Annotated in this window: 16 protein-coding genes; 5 read left to right on the top strand and 11 right to left on the bottom strand. The window is 55.4% G+C overall.

Annotated features, from left to right (window positions below; translation table 11 throughout):
• Window positions 1-9 precede the first annotated feature (9 nt).
• Window positions 10-828, bottom strand: coding sequence for an HMP-PP phosphatase (cof, locus tag ET34_RS0117740; protein WP_031524312.1), 819 nt, complete (start codon window positions 826-828; stop codon window positions 10-12).
• A gap of 101 nt (window positions 829-929) precedes the next feature.
• Here cof and ET34_RS0117735 point away from each other — a divergent pair, with 101 nt between their 5' ends.
• Both ET34_RS0117735 and queC read left to right on the top strand, forming a co-directional pair.
• Window positions 930-2,666, top strand: a complete 1,737-nt coding sequence (locus ET34_RS0117735; protein ID WP_051640569.1) for an SgrR family transcriptional regulator — start codon at window positions 930-932, stop codon at window positions 2,664-2,666.
• Window positions 2,667-2,696: 30 nt separating this feature from the next.
• Window positions 2,697-3,392, top strand: a complete 696-nt coding sequence (gene queC, locus ET34_RS0117730; RefSeq protein ID WP_031524309.1) for a 7-cyano-7-deazaguanine synthase QueC — start codon at window positions 2,697-2,699, stop codon at window positions 3,390-3,392.
• Between the two features lie 2 nt (window positions 3,393-3,394).
• Here queC and ET34_RS0117725 read toward each other — a convergent pair whose 3' ends face one another.
• The 10 genes from ET34_RS0117725 to bolA form a co-directional block, all read right to left on the bottom strand.
• Window positions 3,395-4,219: an MBL fold metallo-hydrolase gene (locus ET34_RS0117725; RefSeq protein WP_031524308.1), complete on the bottom strand. Its 825-nt coding sequence runs from the start codon at window positions 4,217-4,219 to the stop codon at window positions 3,395-3,397.
• An 82-nt stretch (window positions 4,220-4,301) separates the two neighbouring features.
• Window positions 4,302-4,700, bottom strand: coding sequence for a YbgC/FadM family acyl-CoA thioesterase (locus ET34_RS0117720; RefSeq protein WP_031524306.1), 399 nt, complete (start codon window positions 4,698-4,700; stop codon window positions 4,302-4,304).
• A 100-nt stretch (window positions 4,701-4,800) separates the two neighbouring features.
• Entirely contained in the window at window positions 4,801-5,181 is a 381-nt protein-coding gene (locus ET34_RS0117715; protein ID WP_031524304.1) for a ComEA family DNA-binding protein, read from the bottom strand.
• Between the two features lie 145 nt (window positions 5,182-5,326).
• Window positions 5,327-7,201 carry a peptidylprolyl isomerase gene (gene ppiD / locus ET34_RS0117710; RefSeq protein WP_031524303.1) on the bottom strand — a complete coding sequence of 625 codons (1,875 nt, stop codon included), beginning with the start codon at window positions 7,199-7,201 and terminating at the stop codon, window positions 5,327-5,329.
• Between the two features lie 217 nt (window positions 7,202-7,418).
• Window positions 7,419-7,706, bottom strand: a complete 288-nt coding sequence (gene hupB / locus ET34_RS0117705) for a nucleoid-associated protein HU-beta (RefSeq protein WP_264385554.1) — start codon at window positions 7,704-7,706, stop codon at window positions 7,419-7,421.
• 197 nt (window positions 7,707-7,903) lie between these two features.
• Window positions 7,904-10,258, bottom strand: a complete 2,355-nt coding sequence (gene lon / locus ET34_RS0117700) for an endopeptidase La (RefSeq protein WP_031524301.1) — start codon at window positions 10,256-10,258, stop codon at window positions 7,904-7,906.
• 183 nt (window positions 10,259-10,441) lie between these two features.
• Complete coding sequence (gene clpX, locus ET34_RS0117695; RefSeq protein WP_031524299.1) at window positions 10,442-11,716, bottom strand: ATP-dependent protease ATP-binding subunit ClpX; 1,275 nt, start codon at window positions 11,714-11,716, stop codon at window positions 10,442-10,444.
• A 131-nt stretch (window positions 11,717-11,847) separates the two neighbouring features.
• Window positions 11,848-12,471 carry an ATP-dependent Clp endopeptidase proteolytic subunit ClpP gene (clpP, locus tag ET34_RS0117690; RefSeq protein WP_031524297.1) on the bottom strand — a complete coding sequence of 208 codons (624 nt, stop codon included), beginning with the start codon at window positions 12,469-12,471 and terminating at the stop codon, window positions 11,848-11,850.
• Window positions 12,472-12,771: 300 nt separating this feature from the next.
• Window positions 12,772-14,070: a trigger factor gene (tig, locus tag ET34_RS0117685; protein WP_031524295.1), complete on the bottom strand. Its 1,299-nt coding sequence runs from the start codon at window positions 14,068-14,070 to the stop codon at window positions 12,772-12,774.
• A gap of 343 nt (window positions 14,071-14,413) precedes the next feature.
• A complete protein-coding gene (gene bolA / locus ET34_RS0117680; protein ID WP_031524294.1) occupies window positions 14,414-14,731 on the bottom strand; it encodes a transcriptional regulator BolA in 318 nt (105 codons plus the stop codon).
• A gap of 295 nt (window positions 14,732-15,026) precedes the next feature.
• Between bolA and ET34_RS0117675 the strand changes: the two genes are divergently transcribed.
• The 3 genes from ET34_RS0117675 to cyoA all read left to right on the top strand — a co-directional run bounded on the left by ET34_RS0117675 (window position 15,027) and on the right by cyoA (window position 18,555).
• Window positions 15,027-15,605: a lipoprotein gene (locus ET34_RS0117675; protein ID WP_031524293.1), complete on the top strand. Its 579-nt coding sequence runs from the start codon at window positions 15,027-15,029 to the stop codon at window positions 15,603-15,605.
• Window positions 15,606-15,654: 49 nt separating this feature from the next.
• Window positions 15,655-17,142, top strand: a complete 1,488-nt coding sequence (ampG, locus tag ET34_RS0117670; RefSeq protein WP_031524291.1) for a muropeptide MFS transporter AmpG — start codon at window positions 15,655-15,657, stop codon at window positions 17,140-17,142.
• Window positions 17,143-17,607: 465 nt separating this feature from the next.
• Window positions 17,608-18,555, top strand: a complete 948-nt coding sequence (gene cyoA, locus ET34_RS0117665; RefSeq protein WP_031524289.1) for a cytochrome o ubiquinol oxidase subunit II — start codon at window positions 17,608-17,610, stop codon at window positions 18,553-18,555.
• The last annotated feature ends 3 nt before the right edge of the window (window positions 18,556-18,558 follow it).

Here is an 18,558-nt window from a genome sequence, read left to right as displayed (position 1 = left end):
GGGCCTCCTCTATTCGGGGGAATAAGGAAGGTCAGAATGGTCCAGCCAATGCGATAAATAGTGTGAAACTGCCTGCGTCTGACAGTGACCAATCACCTGCAGATGCGGCAGTGCCGAAATCAGTTGCGGCATGGCGTTGCCCATAATCAGGCCATGCCCGACCAGCGACAGCATCTCGTGGTCATTCATGGCGTCGCCGAACGCCATACACTCGGCCAGGGTCAGCCCGAGATGACTGCTCAGTACCCTTAGCGCCGCCCCTTTGTTACAGCCCGGCGGCAGTACTTCCAGACACTCAAACGCTGAAAAGCACAGGTGCGCGCTGTCGCCCAGCGCCTCGCTAAGCTGCAGGCGCAGCCGCTCCAGGTCAGCATGCTCACCGACAAAACAGATTTTGGTTACTTCATCCGACGGCAGGCGTTGCAGATCGGCAATCTGATAGCTAAACCCGCTCATGCCGTGGGCCACCAGCAGCCAGGGTAACGGCTTGTCGGTGAACCAGCCGCGATCGTTGAAAACGTGCACGCTCGCGGTGGTCTCCCACTCACCATGCAGCACCGCTTCCGCGACCGCCGGCGCCAGGTCCTGCTCGTGCAGTACGTCGCCTTCCAGGGTATGAATGCGCGTGCCGTTGCCGGTGATAAGGTACGCATCGAGCGCCAGATTTCCCAGCAGTTGACGCATCTCCAGCGCATGACGCCCGGTGGCAAACGCCAGGGTAATGTCGCGCTCGCGCAGCCGTTTCAGGGTGGCGAGGGTTTGTTCGCCGAGACGGTGATCCGGCATTAACAGCGTGCCGTCCATATCAAATGCAGCCAGTCGGGCCATGCTTACTCCGGGGTTACGGCGGGTGAAAGACCTGCAAAAGTATTGCCTGGCATATACGGAACTAATAGGGAATACTTGAAAAAAATCGTTCCGGGTTTTGTATGCGCCTCGTTAACCGCCTCAATCAGTTTCAGCGTCTGTGGCAGCCCTCTGGTGGCGCACCGCAGCAGGTCACCATCGCCGAACTCGCGGCGCGCTGTTTTTGCAGCGAGCGCCATATGCGCACGCTGCTGCGTCAGGCGCAGCAGGCGGGCTGGCTGAGCTGGCAGGCGCAGTCCGGGCGCGGCAAGCGCGCCACCCTGACGTTTCACGTCTCCCCTGACGCCCTGCGCAGCAGCCTGCTCGAAGAGATGCTGAAAGGCGCGCAGCCGCAACATGCCCTGGAGCTGACGCAGCTGGCACCGGAGCAGCTGCGCCACCTGCTGCATCCATTTCTGGGTGGCCAGTGGCAGAATGATGCCCCGACGCTGCGTATTCCTTATTACCGCTCGCTGGAGCCCGTGACGCCAGGTTTTGTCGCCGGAAGGGCCGAACAACACCTTGCCGGACAGCTCTTTTCCGGGCTGACGCGCTTTGTCGCCGATAACCCGCAGCCGCAGGGCGATCTGGCGCACCACTGGCAGACCAGCGCCGACGGCGGCGTCTGGCATTTTTATATCCGCTCCACCCTGCACTGGCACAACGGTGAGCGCATCGAAACCCGGCAGCTTCAGCAGCGCTTACAGCTGCTGCTGAACGACCCGGCGCTGGCGCGGCTGTTCGCCAGCGTGAAACGGATTGAGGTCACCCACGCCCGCTGCCTGACGTTTTATCTTCATCACCCTGATTACTGGCTTCCCTGGCGGCTGGCCAGCTACTGTAGCCGCCTTGCGCACCCTGACGATGAGCTGCTGGGCAGCGGCCCCTTCCGGCTGACGGTCTTCAGGCCGGATCGCGTGCGGCTGGAGAGCCATGACGCCTGGCATCTGGAGCACCCGTTGCTGAAGGCCATTGAATACTGGATCACGCCTCAGCTGTTTGAGCGCGAGATGGGCACCAGCTGTCGTCACCCGGCGCAGATCGCGGTTGGCGATCCGGACGAACTGACCGCGCTGCGCCCTATCAGCACCAGTATCAGCCTCGGATTTTGCTATCTCGCCATTCGGCAGAATGCGCGCCTCAGCAGGCCACAGGCGCAACGCATTATGCAGACGGTGCATACCAGCGGCATGCTGCATACCCTGCCGCTGGAGGAAAACCTCATCACGCCAAGCCACGAGATGCTGCCGGGGCTTCCTCTTCCGCATTGGCCAGAGCGGAGCGAAGCGCTGCCGCCGCGCCTGACGCTGGTTTACCATCTTCCCGGCGAGCTGCACACCATGGCCACGCAGCTTAAAGCCAGCTTCGCCCGCCTCGGCTGCGAGCTGACGGTCATTTTTCACAATGCCAAAAACTGGGCAGGCTGCGAGCAGCTTGCCAGCGCCGATCTGGTGATGGGCGACAGGCTGATTGGCGAAGCGCCGGAATATACGCTTGAGCAGTGGTTGCGCAGCGACGTGCTGTGGCCCCGGTTGCTCAGCGAGGCAGACTATAACCAGCTGCAGACCACGCTGGATAAGGTGCAGCATCACCCGCAGCTGGAACAGCGCAACGCCGGACTCAAAGCGGTGCTGGCAACGCTGATGGAGGAGGCCCGTCTCACCCCACTGTTCAACTACCGCTACCAGATCAGCGCTCCGCCCGGCGTCAACGGCATTCATCTCAATGCCTGGGGGTGGTTTGATTTCACTCGCGCCTGGCTGCCGCCGCCGGAAATCGGTGAAGGAGCTGGAGGACGCGACGCAGGGGCGTTACCATAGCGGCCATTTCCGTCAACAACAGGAACGATTATGAAACGTGCCGTCGTGGTCTTTAGCGGAGGCCAGGATTCCACTACCTGCCTGATTCAGGCACTTCAGCAGTATGATGAAGTGCATTGCGTCACCTTTGACTATGGACAACGCCACCGTGCCGAAATCGATGTGGCGCGTGAACTGGCGACAGCGCTGGGTGCCCGCGCCCATAAAGTGCTGGATGTTACTCTGCTCAATGAGCTTGCAGTCAGCAGCCTGACGCGCGACAGCATTCCGGTGCCGGATTACGAGCCTGATGCCAGCGGTATCCCGAACACCTTTGTGCCGGGCCGCAACATTCTGTTCCTCACCCTGGTGGCGATTTACGCCTACCAGGTGCAGGCCGAAGCGGTGATCACCGGGGTATGTGAAACTGATTTCTCCGGCTACCCGGACTGCCGCGATGAGTTCGTCAAGGCGCTGAACCATGCGGTCAGCCTTGGCATGGCCCGGGATGTGCGCTTTGAGACGCCGCTGATGTGGCTCGACAAAGCGGAAACCTGGGCGCTGGCAGATTACTGGGGCAAACTTGATACCGTGCGCGCAGAGACGCTGACCTGCTACAACGGCATCAAAGGCGATGGCTGCGGACAGTGCGCCGCCTGCAACCTGCGCGCCAACGGCCTCAACCACTATCTGGCCGACAAGCCTGGCGTGATGGCGGCCCTGAAGCAAAAAACCGGCCTGAAATAGTCCTAACGATGCAGCAGGCGCTCATACTCTTTTGCATCATGACTGCAAAACAGCGTGAGCCCTGCTTGCTGCTGCTGCGCCAGCGCGCGTAGCCGCTGCTGATTTTCCAGCCTCGCCTGCCTGTCCTTTTCCATCATCCACTGATAAAAACGCAGCCCCGGCGTGCAGCGGTACTGCGGCTCCATTTCTCCGCGATAGAACCAGGCATCACCGCCGTGCAGTAGCCAGCCATCCGCATGCTGAACGGCAACCCCCGCATGGCCTGGCGTGTGGCCCGGCAGCGGGATCAGCAGAATTTCCGGCGGCAGCCCGTGCAGGTCGCGTACCGCGTCAAAACCAAACCACGACTCACCGCCAGGAGCGTAACCGTGCCAGCCATCTTGTGTTCGCCACTGGCTGTCAGCGTAGCGCCGACGATCGAGCCAGGTGCGCTGCGCCTTTGCCGTGGCGATTTCATCCTGCATGACGTGGAGCCGCGCCTGCGGGAAATCCGTGATACCACCGGCATGGTCGAAGTCGAGATGGGTCAGGATAATATGCCTGACGTCAGCAGCCTGAAAGCCAAGCTGCTGGATCTGATGCAGCGCAGTCAGCTCGCGACGGTACTGGATATTGTTCAGCAGACGAAAGAAACCGGGCAATCTACGCGTCGGCGACGTGATATCCTGCTCGCCGAAACCGGTATCCACCAGCACCAGCCCGTCACGATCGGTTTCAATCAGCAGACAGTGACAGATAAGGTGCGCATGCACTCCCTTGCTGAAACCGTCATACAGCGCGCCGCCCAGTGGACACATACAGCCGCAGTTCAGATGATGAATTCGCATACCGCTCCTCTGCCTGAAAAATCGCCTGAAAGAACAGTGAAGTATAGAAGCGCCAGGGCAATAACACAGGCGAGGCGGCGGTTCAGGCGACCATCAGCTCCAGTTTTTCACGCAGCTCGCCTTCCAGTGGCAACGCCTTCTGGGTCTTGAGATCGATACAGACAAAGGTGATCAGCGCATCGGCTACCACATCACTCTCTGATTCACGCGTGACGATCTGGCTCAGCACACCGCTCTTGCCGTTCAGCTGCTGTACCGAGCTGCGGATAGTCAGCAGATCGCCCAGCAGCGCCGGACGGCGGTAGTTGATATTGATATTCACCACCACGAAGGCAATATTGCGCGCCATCATCCAGTGGAAGCTTTCGCTGTTTTCCAGCCCCGCCCAGCGCGCCTCTTCGAGAAACTCAAGATACCGGGCATTGTTGACGTGCTGATAAACATCGAGATGGTAACCGCGAACTTTAATCTGCGTCTGCATAGCGCCAAACCTTCCTGTTGTTGTAATAGGGTCAGAGGTCATACAACTGGTATGACCTCTCTAGCCTGGCAAAGTATGGCAACTCTGCAAGGCGCGTCAGTCAGAGTTTGATCCAGGCCCGGTTACGCTCCACCAGTGCATCGCCCATCCCAGGCACCTGCTTGAGATCGTCTATCGATTTAAAGGGACCAAACTCTTCGCGATAGCTGATGATGGCCTGCGCTTTCTTACCGCCCACGCCGTTGAGAGCCTGTGCCAGTTCATCTGCGGTGGCGGTGTTGATATTTACCCCCTCTTCACTCGCTTTCAGGACGCTATCCTGCGCTGTCTGCGACTTACTCGCCTGCGCGCCGCCTGAAGATTCAGGGCGCGTTTGCGTCGCTTCGTTTTTTGCCGCAGACGGCGCTGCGTGAGCCGTATAGCCGACGGTGCCCATCATCATTGCCAGCGAGAGTAAAAATGCGTTGATTCCTCGTTTCATGCTGTATCTCCTTGTTTGTTGACAGCACGGTCACGATAGCGAAGGCAACGAGACGGGGCAAAAGGCAGATTTCAGAAATGGAAAAGGCCGCGAAAGCGGCCTTTGGGTGTTGCATCAGCTTGCACAAAACGTGCGAGGCGTCTCGTTATTGTTGCGGATCGGCCATGTCGCCATATTTGATTTTGGCTTCTTTACGCAGGTTCTGCATCAGAGCGTCGAAAGCAATAGAAGCATTGTTCTGGGCAAGGCCCTGAGTCATGGCTTTCTTCTGCTCTTCTGGCATGGTGCCGCTGCGTACTTCATCCAGCGCCAGCAGGACGACGTTGCCCTGCGCATCGTCCGCTACGCCGTAGCTCGCCTTGCCTTTAGCTGGCATCGGCAGGTTGAATGCCGCCTGGCTTACCGGGTCACCGGCATTACGACCGACGGTTTTCGCCTCGCCAAAGCTCAGGTTAGCGGCTTTCATTGCCTCATCACCTTTGCCGGTTTGCAGTGCGCTCAGCAGTTTCTGTGCATCCTGCTTCGCCTGCTGCTGCGCTTTGTTCAGCTTGACGGTTTCGGTTACCTGGTCGCGCACTTCGTCCAGCGGTTTCGCCGCTTCGGCTTTGTGATCGGTAATACGCAGCACGAACGCACGATCGCCTTCCACCGTGATGATGTCGGAGTTGTTACCCGGAGCGCCGTTGGAACCAAGCAGCGCGCCGCCGAACACCGCATCGGAAACCGGCTTGAAGTTCAGCTCTTCCGGCAGCTGATCGCGGCTGAACCAGCCGGTCTGCACCGCTTTCACGCCCGCAACCTGCTCGGCAGCCTGCAGAGAAGTGTTGTCATTGCTGGCGGCTTCACTCACCTTCTGCTGCAGCGCAAAGTAAGCGTCCAGGGCTTTATCCTGCTTCACTTTTGCCGTGACGGCATCGCGTACGTCGTTCAGCGGTTTAACCTGCGCCGGCTGGGTATCGTCAAGACGGGCTACCAGGAAGCCGACAGAGGAAGTAATCACGCCTGAGAGCTGGCCTTTGTCTTTCAGACCGGCGTTTTTGAGTTCGTCAGGGGTGGTAGATTCTTCCAGCCAGCCCATATCGCCGCCGTTGCGCGCGGAGATGATATCGGTAGATTTTTCTTTGGCCAGCGCGGCGAAATCACCGCCTTTTTTCAGAGCGTCCAGCACCTGCTGTGCCTGCTCTTCAGTTTTGGTCTGAATCACGCTGTAGCGATGACGAGCCGGGGTGGTGAACTCATCCTTATGCTCATCGTAATAAGCCTGAATGTCGGCGTCGGTAGCTGGCTGGGCCATCTCTGCGGCATCCAGCTTGATATAGCTGACGCGATACTGTTCCGGGGTCAGGTAATCATTTTTATGCTGGGTATAGTAAGCGTTAACTTCTTCTTCGCTCGCCTGCTGCTTCGCTGCCAGGGCTTTCACGTCAATAGTGGCCTGGCGCATGACGCGCTGCTGAGACACCAGGGCGGCAATCTCATCGGCTTCGCCTTTGAGGGTAAAGTCGGTGCCCAGTACCGCATTCACAACCTGTTGGTTCAGCAACTGGTTGCGCAGACCCTGCGCGTAGGTATCCGGTGTCATCTGGTTAGCTGCCAACAGCGAGGTGAAACGCTCATTGTCGAACTTACCGTTATTCTGGAACATCGGCGTACTGAAGATAGCCTTTTTGATCTGCTCATCGCTGATGCCGAGGCCCAGCTCTTTGGCGTACTGGTCCAGCAGGGTCTGGTCGATCAGCTGATTAAGCACCTGCTGGCGTCGGGATTTCATAAAGTTTTCATCCGCTGCCAGCACCGAGAACTGCTCGCCAAGCTGGTTTTGCAGACGGGTACGTTCGCGGGCGACTTCGCCTTCAAACCGGGCGCGGTCAATCTCCTGGCCGTTCACTTTTGCGGCATAGTTCGTGTTACCGCCAATCAGGTAGTTACCCACGCCAGTCAGAATGAATGACACGATAATCAAACCCAGAATGATTTTGAGCACGACGTGGTTAGCCGACGCGCGTAAATTGTCCATCATGGTGTAACAACACTCCGCTGTAGGTGACTGTAATCCCGCACAACAACCGTCCACCCTGCAAAGAGCAGGGCTGCCGCTGCGCGCAAAAAAGCTATTGTGACAAGAAACCGGGGCAAATGTCAGCCCACATCGTGCAGAAAGTCTTATTCAGGCAATAAAAAAGGCACATCAGATGATGCGCCCTCGTCAGTAACTTGCCTCGTGTGAGGAAAGTGGTTTAGTTCACCGCGTCTTTCAGCGCTTTACCAGCACGGAAACCCGGAACTTTTGCGGCTGCGATAGTGATCTCTTTACCAGTCTGTGGGTTGCGGCCAGTGCGGGCAGCACGTTCACGAACAGCAAAAGTACCAAAACCAACCAGGGCTACATCGTCTCCGGCTTTCAGAGATTCAGTAACAGAAGCAATCCACGCATCTAACGCACGTCCAGCCGCAGCCTTGGAAATATCAGCACCTGCGGCAATTTTGTCTATCAGTTGAGATTTATTCACTCTTCTCTTCCTCACTTTATTATATATATCGCGTCTGTACCCATCACAGCGCGACCGCGGAGCAGTTATAGCAGGCCTCTCATGCCCTTACAACACCAGGAAAAGATTAAACCCGGCCTGGCCGCCACATAAATTAGCGGCACAAAAAAATGCTGGCAAGTGAGATTTCACCTGCCAGCATCGTTTTTATTGATGCCTTTTGCGTCAGGTCACTATTTCGCGGTGACCACCTGCATACCCGACGGCTCGTTCTGCAGCGCCAGGGTCAGCACCTCTTCGATACGTTTCACCGGGTGAATTGCCAGGTCGGCAATTACGTTATCCGGAATCTCTTCCAGATCGCGCTTGTTTTCGTAAGGGATCAGCACGGTTTTGATGCCGCCGCGGTGCGCTGCCAGCAGCTTCTCTTTCAGGCCGCCAATTGGCAGAACCTGACCGCGCAGCGTGATCTCACCAGTCATGGCAACATCGGCACGAACCGGGTTACCGGTCAGGCAGGAGACCAGCGCGGTACACATAGCGATACCCGCACTCGGACCATCTTTCGGCGTAGCGCCTTCCGGAACGTGAACGTGAATGTCACGTTTTTCGTAGAAGTCGCCGTTGATGCCGAGTTTTTCAGCGCGCGCACGGACCACGGTCAGCGCCGCCTGAATAGACTCCTGCATGACTTCGCCCAGCGAGCCGGTATAAGTCAGCTTGCCTTTGCCCGGTACGCACGCGGTTTCGATGGTCAGCAGATCGCCACCCACTTCGGTCCACGCCAGGCCGGTCACCTGACCCACGCGATTTTCGCTGTCGGCACGACCGTAGTCGAAGCGCTGCACGCCGAGGTAGTCTTTCAGGTTGTCGCCGTTGATCTCAATGTGCTGACTGGATTTTTCCAGCAGCAACTGTTTAACCGCCTTACGGCACAGTTTGGAGATCTCACGCTCAAGGCTACGCACGCCCGCTTCACGGGTGTAGTAACGAATGATGCCGACGATGGCGCTGTCGTCTACCGTCAGTTCATTTGCTTTCAGCGCGTTACGCTCAATCTGCTTCGGCAGCAGGTGCTGTTTAGCGATGTTCAGCTTTTCGTCTTCGGTGTAGCCGGACAGGCGAATCACTTCCATACGATCCAGCAGCGGTGCCGGGATATTCATGGAGTTCGAGGTGGCGACAAACATCACGTCGCTCAGATCGTAGTCCACTTCCAGGTAGTGATCGTTAAACGCCACGTTCTGTTCCGGATCCAACACTTCCAGCAGTGCAGAAGCCGGGTCGCCGCGCATGTCCGAGGACATTTTGTCGATCTCATCCAGCAGGAACAGCGGGTTTTTCACCCCCACTTTCGCCATCTTCTGGATCAGTTTACCCGGCATAGAACCGATGTAAGTACGACGGTGACCGCGGATTTCCGCTTCATCGCGCACGCCGCCCAGCGCCATACGGATGTATTTACGCCCGGTGGCTTTGGCAATGGACTGACCCAGAGAGGTTTTACCCACCCCCGGCGGCCCTACCAGGCACAGGATCGGCCCTTTGATTTTGTTAACGCGGCTCTGGACTGCGAGGTATTCGAGGATGCGGTCTTTCACACGCTCCAGGCCGTAGTGGTCGGTATCAAGGATTTCCTGGGCCTGACGCAGGTCTTTTTTGACCTTGCTGCGCGCATTCCACGGAACCTGCACCATCCACTCAATGTAGCCGCGCACCACGGTTGCTTCCGCAGACATCGGCGACATCATTTTTAATTTTTGCAGCTCGGCTTCGGCCTTTTCTTTGGCCTCTTTCGGCATTTTGGCCGCGTCGATCTTACGCTTCAGCGCTTCGTTTTCGTCCGGCGCATCTTCCATCTCGCCCAGCTCTTTCTGAATGGCTTTCATTTGCTCATTCAGGTAGTACTCGCGCTGGCTCTTCTCCATCTGCTTTTTCACACGGTTGCGAATGCGTTTCTCAACCTGCAGCAGATCGATTTCTGACTCCATCATGGCCATCAGATATTCCAGACGCTCGTTGACGTCGGACATCTCCAGCACCGACTGTTTGTCGGCGAGTTTCAGCGGCATATGGGCAGCGATGGTATCAGCCAGACGGGCAGGATCGTCGATGCTGTTCAGCGACGTCAGCACTTCAGGCGGGATTTTTTTGTTGAGTTTGATGTAGCCTTCAAACTGGCTGATAGCGGTACGCACCAGCACTTCCTGCTCGCGCTCTTCAATTGCCGGCGATTCAAGGTATTCGGCTTTCGCACTGAAGTGCTCGCCGTCGTCTGAAAGTGTGGTAATGCGCGCGCGCTGTAAGCCTTCAACCAGCACTTTAACGGTGCCGTCCGGCAGTTTCAGCATCTGCAAAATAGACGCCACGGTCCCGACGGTGAAAAGATCATTCACGCCCGGCTCATCCGTTGACGCTTCTTTCTGGGCGACCAGCATGATTTTTTTATCATGATCCATAGCCGCTTCGAGGCAACGGATTGATTTTTCCCGTCCCACAAACAGGGGGATGACCATGTGCGGATAAACCACCACATCGCGCAGCGGCAATACGGGGATTTCAATGCGTTCAGAACGCTCAGGATTCATAGAGCTCTCTCTTAGTTTAGTGTCCGCCAGGTTATGGAGCGCACATGACATCTCATGCCGCCGCTAACAAGTAAATCAGTATATGGGGATGTATCGCGAGTATTCAACGGCAGGAATGAAGGAAAAATAAATGGGGAGCTAAACTCCCCATTTTTGTATTAACTGGCTGTATGAATTGGCGAATTATTCGCCGGATGCCTGCTGAGCTTCGGGTTTGCCGTAGATGAGCAACGGCTCGGACTGCCCGGCGATCACGGAGTCGTCAATCACCACTTTTTCCACTTCTTCCATCGACGGCAGATCGTACATCGTGTCGAGCAGTGCGCCCTCTACGATAGAACGCAGGCCGCGCGCGCCGGTTTTACGCGCCATTGCTTTTTTAGCGATAGCATTCAGCGCTTCGTCGCGGAACTCCAGCTCCACACCTTCCAGATTGAACAGCGCCTGATACTGCTTGGTAAGGGCGTTTTTCGGCTCTTTCAGGATCTGGATCAGCGCCTCTTCACTCAGCTCGTTCAGGGTGGCAACCACCGGCAGACGACCGATGAACTCCGGGATCAGACCAAACTTGATCAGATCTTCCGGTTCAACCTGCGCCAGCAGCTCGCCTTCATTCGCTTTCTGAGACTGCGCTTTTACTGTTGCGCCAAAGCCAATACCCGAACCGGTTTCAACGCGGTTAGCGATGACTTTATCCAGACCGGCAAACGCACCGCCACAGATAAACAGGATCTTAGAGGTATCAACCTGCAGGAACTCCTGCTGCGGATGCTTACGGCCCCCCTGCGGGGGTACGGCGGCAACGGTGCCTTCAATCAGCTTGAGCAGCGCCTGCTGAACGCCTTCACCGGATACGTCGCGCGTAATCGACGGGTTGTCGGACTTGCGGGAGATCTTATCAATCTCATCAATGTATACGATGCCGCGCTGGGCTTTCTGTACGTCGTAATCGCACTTCTGCAGCAGTTTCTGAATGATGTTTTCAACGTCTTCACCGACGTAACCGGCTTCGGTCAGCGTAGTGGCATCGGCCATGGTGAAGGGAACGTCCAGCAGACGCGCCAGGGTTTCAGCCAGCAGGGTTTTACCGCTACCGGTCGGACCGATCAGCAGAATGTTACTTTTACCCAGCTCAACACCGTTGGAGCTGTCGCCATTGCGCAGACGTTTGTAGTGGTTATATACCGCGACCGCGAGGACTTTTTTCGCCTGCTCCTGCCCGATGACGTAGTCATCCAGATGAGCACGGATTTCATGCGGTGTCGGTAGCGCGCTACGTTCACGATGCGGCGCTACTTCTTTAATCTCTTCGCGAATGATGTCGTTACACAGATCGACACACTCGTCGCAGATATACACGGATGGGCCGGCAATCAGTTTGCGTACTTCGTGCTGGCTTTTGCCGCAAAAAGAGCAGTACAACAGTTTGCCCGAACCATCTTTGCGTTTATCTGTCATGAGTCAAAACCTCTTTTCTGTTCTTTGTGCCGCACACAACGACGCAAATGCTATTCACAGGCGCAAGCTGTACTCAACCGCAGTGAGGCGCCAGCTTTACTATAGTATAGCGGCCTCACGCGGCCTGCCCATCAGCTGCGATGGGTCAAAATCGAATCCACCAGCCCGTACTCTACCGCTTCCGATGCCGACAGGAAACGATCGCGCTCGGTGTCACGTTCAATCTGCTCAAGAGATTGACCCGTGTGATGCGCCATAAGTTCATTCATACGCCCTTTCACCTTCAGGATTTCACGCGCATGGATTTCGATATCCGTTGCCTGACCCTGATAACCGCCCAGCGGCTGGTGAATCATGACGCGGGAGTTCGGCAGGCAGAAACGCTTGCCTTTAGCACCAGCGGTCAGCAGGAACGCGCCCATTGAGGCCGCCTGGCCCATACAAATGGTGCTGACGTCCGGCTTGATAAACTGCATCGTGTCGTAGATCGACATCCCGGCCGTGATCACGCCGCCAGGAGAGTTAATGTACAGGTAGATGTCTTTTTCCGGGTTTTCTGCTTCGAGAAACAGCATCTGCGCCACGATCAGGTTCGCCATATGGTCTTCCACCTGACCGGTCAGAAAAATGACGCGTTCCTTAAGCAGGCGGGAGTAAATATCGAAAGAGCGCTCACCGCGTGAGGTTTGCTCGATGACCATCGGCACCAGGGCCATGTGGGGTGCTACATTGTCTCGTTCGCCACTGTATGACATTTCCGTCTCCTGGATAAATATTCGTATGTCGCCTGCTGCACTGATTCTACTTGAGACGACCAGGCATGACTATGCTTGTGGTGCCTCACAATCATCACGGACGGATTATCAGTCAGAGTATTCGTTGGGTTACCAACGATTAATGGGGTTTAACCTGTCTTATTTCAAGCATAACAACCTTTTCCTGTTACGCTAACATCCCGGCACGGTTTTCGCATCAGCACAAACCGAAAAGTGACAAAAAAAGCCCGTCACCGACGGTGACGGGCTTTTTATCAGATCGTTCTGAGAAAAAGCGGCTTACGCCTGCTGGTTCATCAGATCGTTGAAGGAGGTCGGTTTGTCGGTGACTTTCGCTTTCGCCAGTACCGCTTCAACAGCCTGCTCTTCCAGAGCGACGTTACGCATGTTGTCCATCAGCTCTTTGTTTTTGCTGTAGAACTCAATAACTTCGCTTGGATCTTCGTAGGCTGACGCCATCTCTTCGATCAGGGTTTTAACGCGATCTTCATCAGCTTTCAGCTCGTGGGTACGAATCACTTCGCCCAGCAGCAGGCCAACAATCACGCGGCGTTTAGCCTGCTCTTCGAACAGCTCACGCGGCAGTTCCAGAGCCTGCTTCTCGCTGCCACCGAAACGCTGTGCAGCCTGGCGGCGCAGCACGTCGATTTCGCTGTCGATAAGCGCAGATGGGATTTCGATGTCGTTAGCCTGAACCAGACCTTCGATCGCCTGAGTTTTAACACGGTTACGCACCGCGCCTTTCAGTTCGCGATCCATGTTCTTACGCACTTCGGTACGCAGGCCCACAACAGAACCATCTTCCACACCGAAACGCTTGATGAAATCTGCGGTCAGTTCCGGCAGTTCGCGCTCTTCAACTTTCTTCAGAACGATGTCGAACTTCGCGGCTTTACCTTTCAGGTTTTCCGCGTGGTAGTCTTCCGGGAAGGTCACGTCGATGGTGAACTCTTCACCCGCTTTACGACCTTTGATGCCGTCTTCGAAGCCCGGGATCATGCGGCCCTGGCCCATCGCCAGCACGAAGTCAGAGGCTTTGCCGCCTTCGAACTCTTCGCCGTCTACAGAGCCGGAGAAGTCGATGGTTACGCGGTCTTCTGCATCAACAGCACCGTCTTTATCTTTCCAGGTTGCCTGCTGCTTGCGCAGGGTATCCAGCATCGCATCAACGTCTTCGTCGGTGACTTCTACAACCGGCTTCTCAACGGTAATGTTTTCCAGACCCTTCAGTTCAACTTCCGGATACACTTCGAACTCAACAGCGTAGGTGAAATCTTCACCCAGTTTGTATTCGCCCGGAACGTAGTTCGGGGAACCGGCCGGATTGATTTTTTCTTTGATGATCGCGTCGATAAAGTTGCGGCTCATCAGGTCGCCCAGCACGTCCTGGCGAACAGAAGCGCCATAACGCTGAGCAACGACATTCATCGGTACTTTGCCCTTACGAAAACCGTCGATACGGACTTTCTTCGCCACGTTGACCAGCTCGCTTTTCACAGCGTTTTCGATGCTGTCAGCAGGAATTGTAATCGTTACACGGCGCCCAAGGCCCTGAGTGGTTTCAACTGAAACTTGCATCTTGTTACCTCAAAAAATCACAGTGCTCGGTCAACTCTGGAAGCCCTAGCCGCTTCGCAGAACCGGGATGTCCTCTGAATCAGAATCACATTCCCTGTCGTCAGAATTATCCCGAAGACATTCCGAAAAATTAGACGCAGCATTATAGCGGCATCGCTCTGGTGAGTCGAGAAGCGCAAGCGCGCCAGTCTGCGGCATTTTTCACACTTCCCGTTGTTTTCTGCCTGAATCACATCAGACGGCATAAAAATTCAGACAAAACAAAACGGCCCGCAGGCCGTTCAGATTTCACTCTCTCTACCGCAACATACTGGAAAAGCTCCCGTCGTTGCAAATTCTGGCCTCAGGCGATAGTGCCTGCGCCACGGCACGGCGGCGAAGGGAAAACGGTGTTTTGCAGCCCTTCCCACTCTTTAATGGTATAGGTATGCAGCGCCAGCGCATGAACGGTTGACGCCAGCTCTTCCGCCAGCGCGCCGTAAATCAGGCGGTGACGATTAAGAAAACGCTCGCCAACAAACCGGTCGCTCACCAGCACCACTTTAAAGTGACTTTCAGAACCAGCCGGTACGTTGTGGCGATAACTTTCATCAACCACTTCGAGATGAACGGGTTCTAACGCTGCCCTTAACTTGTCTTCAATACGCTCACGAATCATCATGGCTGTTTACTCCTGTGACAAGGCAGAAATGCGGCCCTGGTAGTTAAAATGGTAGCCGCTTTTACCGGTTATTTAACCGTAAAACAACAAATTTTAAGGCTGAGTCCTGGTTCATCCGCGGCAATTTTAAGATTAAATCGGCATTTAATCGCAGCGGAATCATCATTCCTGATGATTCAACAAAAGTTGTCACGCCATGATTTCGCTTCGTTTACTACTTCCCCTCGCCGCACGCGATGTTTATGATGGCAGGAATTTTCTTTTTGATAGCACACGGAATTACGAGAACACGAACATGTTAAAAAAACTGCTTTTCCCGTTAGTTGCGCTGTTCATGCTGGCTGGCTGTGCCACGCCGCCGACCACGATTGATGTTTCGCCGAAAATCTCTCTGCCGCAGCAGGACCCGAGCCTGATGGGCGTCACCGTCAGCATTAACGGTGCCGATCAGCGTAAAGATCAGGCGCTGGCGAAAGTGACCCGTAATAATCAGCTGGTAACCCTGACCGCGTCACGCGATCTGCGTTTCCTGCTGCAGGAAGTGTTAGAGAAGCAGATGACGTCTCGCGGCTACATGATTGGGCCGAACGGCGCGGTTAACCTGCAGATTATCGTCAACCAGCTGTATGCCGATGTTTCTCAGGGCAACGTGCGTTACAACATTGCCACCAAAGCGGACATCGCCATCATCGCCACCGCTGCCAACGGCAATAAGCTGAACAAAAACTACCGCGCCAGCTACAGCGTGGAAGGTGCCCTGCAGGCCTCTAACAAAAATATCGCCGATGCCGTTAACAGCGTGCTGACCGATACCATTGCCGACATGGCTCAGGATACCGCTATCCATGAGTTCATTAAGCAAAACGCGCGTTAATCACTTCTCTACAGGCCCGGCATGACCGGGCCTGTGACGACACCTCTCTATGTCCAGTCTCTCATTACGCTTTTTTCAGCATCCTAAATCCGTCATTTTGCTCATCCTGGGCTTCGCCTCCGGGCTGCCGCTCGCGCTGACCTCCGGCACGCTTCAGGCGTGGATGACCGTGGAAAACGTCGACCTGAAAACCATCGGCTTCTTCTCGCTGGTAGGTCAGGCTTACGTGTTCAAATTCCTCTGGTCACCGATGATGGATCGCTACGTGCCGCCTTTCTTAGGCCGCCGTCGCGGCTGGCTGTTGATCACCCAACTTCTGCTGCTGGTGGCGATTGCGGGCATGGGCTTTCTTGAGCCGTCAACCGATCTGCGCTGGATGGCGGCGCTGGCGGTGGTTATCGCTTTCTGCTCGGCCTCACAGGATATCGTATTCGATGCCTGGAAAACCGATGTGCTGCCTGCGGAAGAGCGCGGTGCGGGCGCGGCGATAAGCGTGCTGGGTTACCGGCTGGCGATGCTGGCCTCGGGCGGACTGGCGCTGTGGCTGGCGGATAACTATCTCGGCTGGCAGGGCATGTACTGGCTGATGGCCGCGTTGCTCATTCCGTGCATTATCGCCACCCTGCTGGCCCCCGAGCCGGCGGTGGACGCTCCGGTGCCGCGAACGCTGGAGCAGGCGGTGATGGCCCCGCTGCGCGACTTCTTCGGGCGCAACAATGCCTGGCTGATCCTGATGCTGATCGTGCTGTATAAGCTGGGCGATGCCTTCGCCATGTCGCTTACCACCACCTTCCTGATTCGCGGTGTCGGTTTTGATGCCGGTGAAGTCGGCATGGTCAACAAGACGCTCGGGCTGTTTGCCACCATTATTGGGGCGCTCTACGGCGGGATCCTGATGCAGCGCCTGTCGCTGTTCCGCGCCCTGCTGCTGTTCGGTATCCTGCAGGGCGTCTCTAATGCGGGTTACTGGCTGCTCGCCATCAGCGCAAAAAGTATTTACACCATGGCCGGCGCGGTGTTTTTCGAAAACTTGTGCGGCGGGATGGGAACTGCGGCGTTCGTAGCCTTACTGATGACGCTGTGCAACCTGTCGTTTTCCGCTACGCAATTCGCACTGCTCTCTGCCCTGGCTGCCGTCGGGCGCGTCTATGTTGGCCCGGTAGCGGGTTGGTTTGTCGAAGCTCACGGCTGGCCGCTGTTTTATCTGTTCTCGGTCTTCGCCGCGATGCCGGGGCTGTTGCTTCTCATCGTGTGCCGCCAGACGCTGGAGTACACCCAGCGCACCGGTAGCTTCCTGCCGCGACGTCACTTCGCGCGAGGCTATAAAGCGGCGGTATCGCTGCTGGCCGTCGCGGCCCTGTTAGTCGCCGGCTGGCTGGTATTGCTGATCGCTAATGCCCTGAATATCACGGCAACGTCGCTGGACACGGTCTTGCTTGAGGCGGGTGCGATACTGGCAGGGCTCGCTTTCGTGACTGGCTGCATACTGGATGCCGTCGCACTGCGTCGGGAAAATAGTAGCGAACTAAATAATTAACTTTCGCTAATAGTTATTATTGCCACGCTGAATTAATCCGCGCAAAAGTTGACCAGTTAAATAAAATATCAGTTGTTCATTTGTGCGCTTAATTACGCGATTGAAATAATCAAAGTCGGTCAAGGATATTTTTTCCTTACACGATTCAGCTCACGCTCGATTAATATTTGGTTTAATGAATGTTTTTATTTGCTGCCGGGTTGTTAATTATTTGTGCATTATTTTTGACCTTTAGAGCAATCCAACCCATATCCTTGCATTTAATATCTGTTTTGTTATAAAGCCCATCTGGCGCGGCTTGCAGCTTACCTTTGGTTACAGGCGGTCATTGCTGTGACAAATCTGGCAGAACCCGGCAACACCTTACTGACACTGAGCCAATCATGTTTACAGTAATGTAACCTTCCCGTAAAATGCCCGCACACTTTAAACGCCACCAGATCCCTGTGGAATTGAGGTCGTTAAATGAGACTCAGGAAATACAATAAATGTTTGGGATGGATGTCCTTACTCGCGGGCACTGTTTTACTCAGTGGCTGCGATGCTGCACTTCTTAATCCCAAAGGACAGATTGGACTGGAACAACGTTCGTTGATACTGACGGCTCTTGGGCTGATGTTGATTGTCGTGATTCCCGCTATCGTGATGGCTATCGGCTTTGCCTGGAAATATCGGGCATCGAACAAGGATGCCAAATACAGCCCCAACTGGTCGCACTCGAACAAAGTTGAAGCTGTGGTTTGGACCATTCCGATCCTCATCATTATCTTCCTGGCGGTACTGACCTGGAAAACCACTCACGAACTTGAACCTGGCAAACCGCTGGTTCATGACGCGAAGCCGGTTACCATCGAAGTTATCGCTATGGACTGGAAATGGTTCTTTATCTATCCGGAGCAGGGCATCGCGACGGTAAACGAGATTGCGTTCCCGGCTAACACGCCAGTGGAATTCAAAATTACCTCAAACTCGGTAATGAACTCCTTCTTTATTCCGCGCCTGGGTAGCCAGATCTACGCAATGGCAGGTATGCAGACCAAACTGCACCTGATTGCGAATGAACCCGGCACCTTCGACGGTATTTCTGCGAACTACAGTGGTGCAGGCTTCTCCGGTATGAAATTCAAGGCAATTGCCACACCGGATAACGAAACCTTCAACCAGTGGGTAGCGAAAGCGAAACAGTCGCCTAATGTCATGAACGACATGACCGCGTATGAGAAGCTGGCAGCTCCGAGCGAATACAACAAAGTCGAATACTTCTCCAGTGTGAAACCTGATTTGTTCAAAGATGTTATTAACAAATTCATGGGCCACGGGAAGAGCATGGACGTGACCCAGCCTGAAGGGAAGCATGCTTCTCATGAAGGTATGGAAGGCATGGACATGAATCACGCGGAAACCTCTCACTAAGGG

Origin of the sequence: Siccibacter colletis (assembly GCF_000696575.1) — a bacterium.
In the GTDB taxonomy this organism is placed as follows: Bacteria; Pseudomonadota; Gammaproteobacteria; order Enterobacterales; family Enterobacteriaceae; genus Siccibacter; species Siccibacter colletis.
The sequence above is the reverse complement of the archived record's forward strand: the minus strand, read 5'-3'. Positions and strand labels throughout refer to the sequence as shown.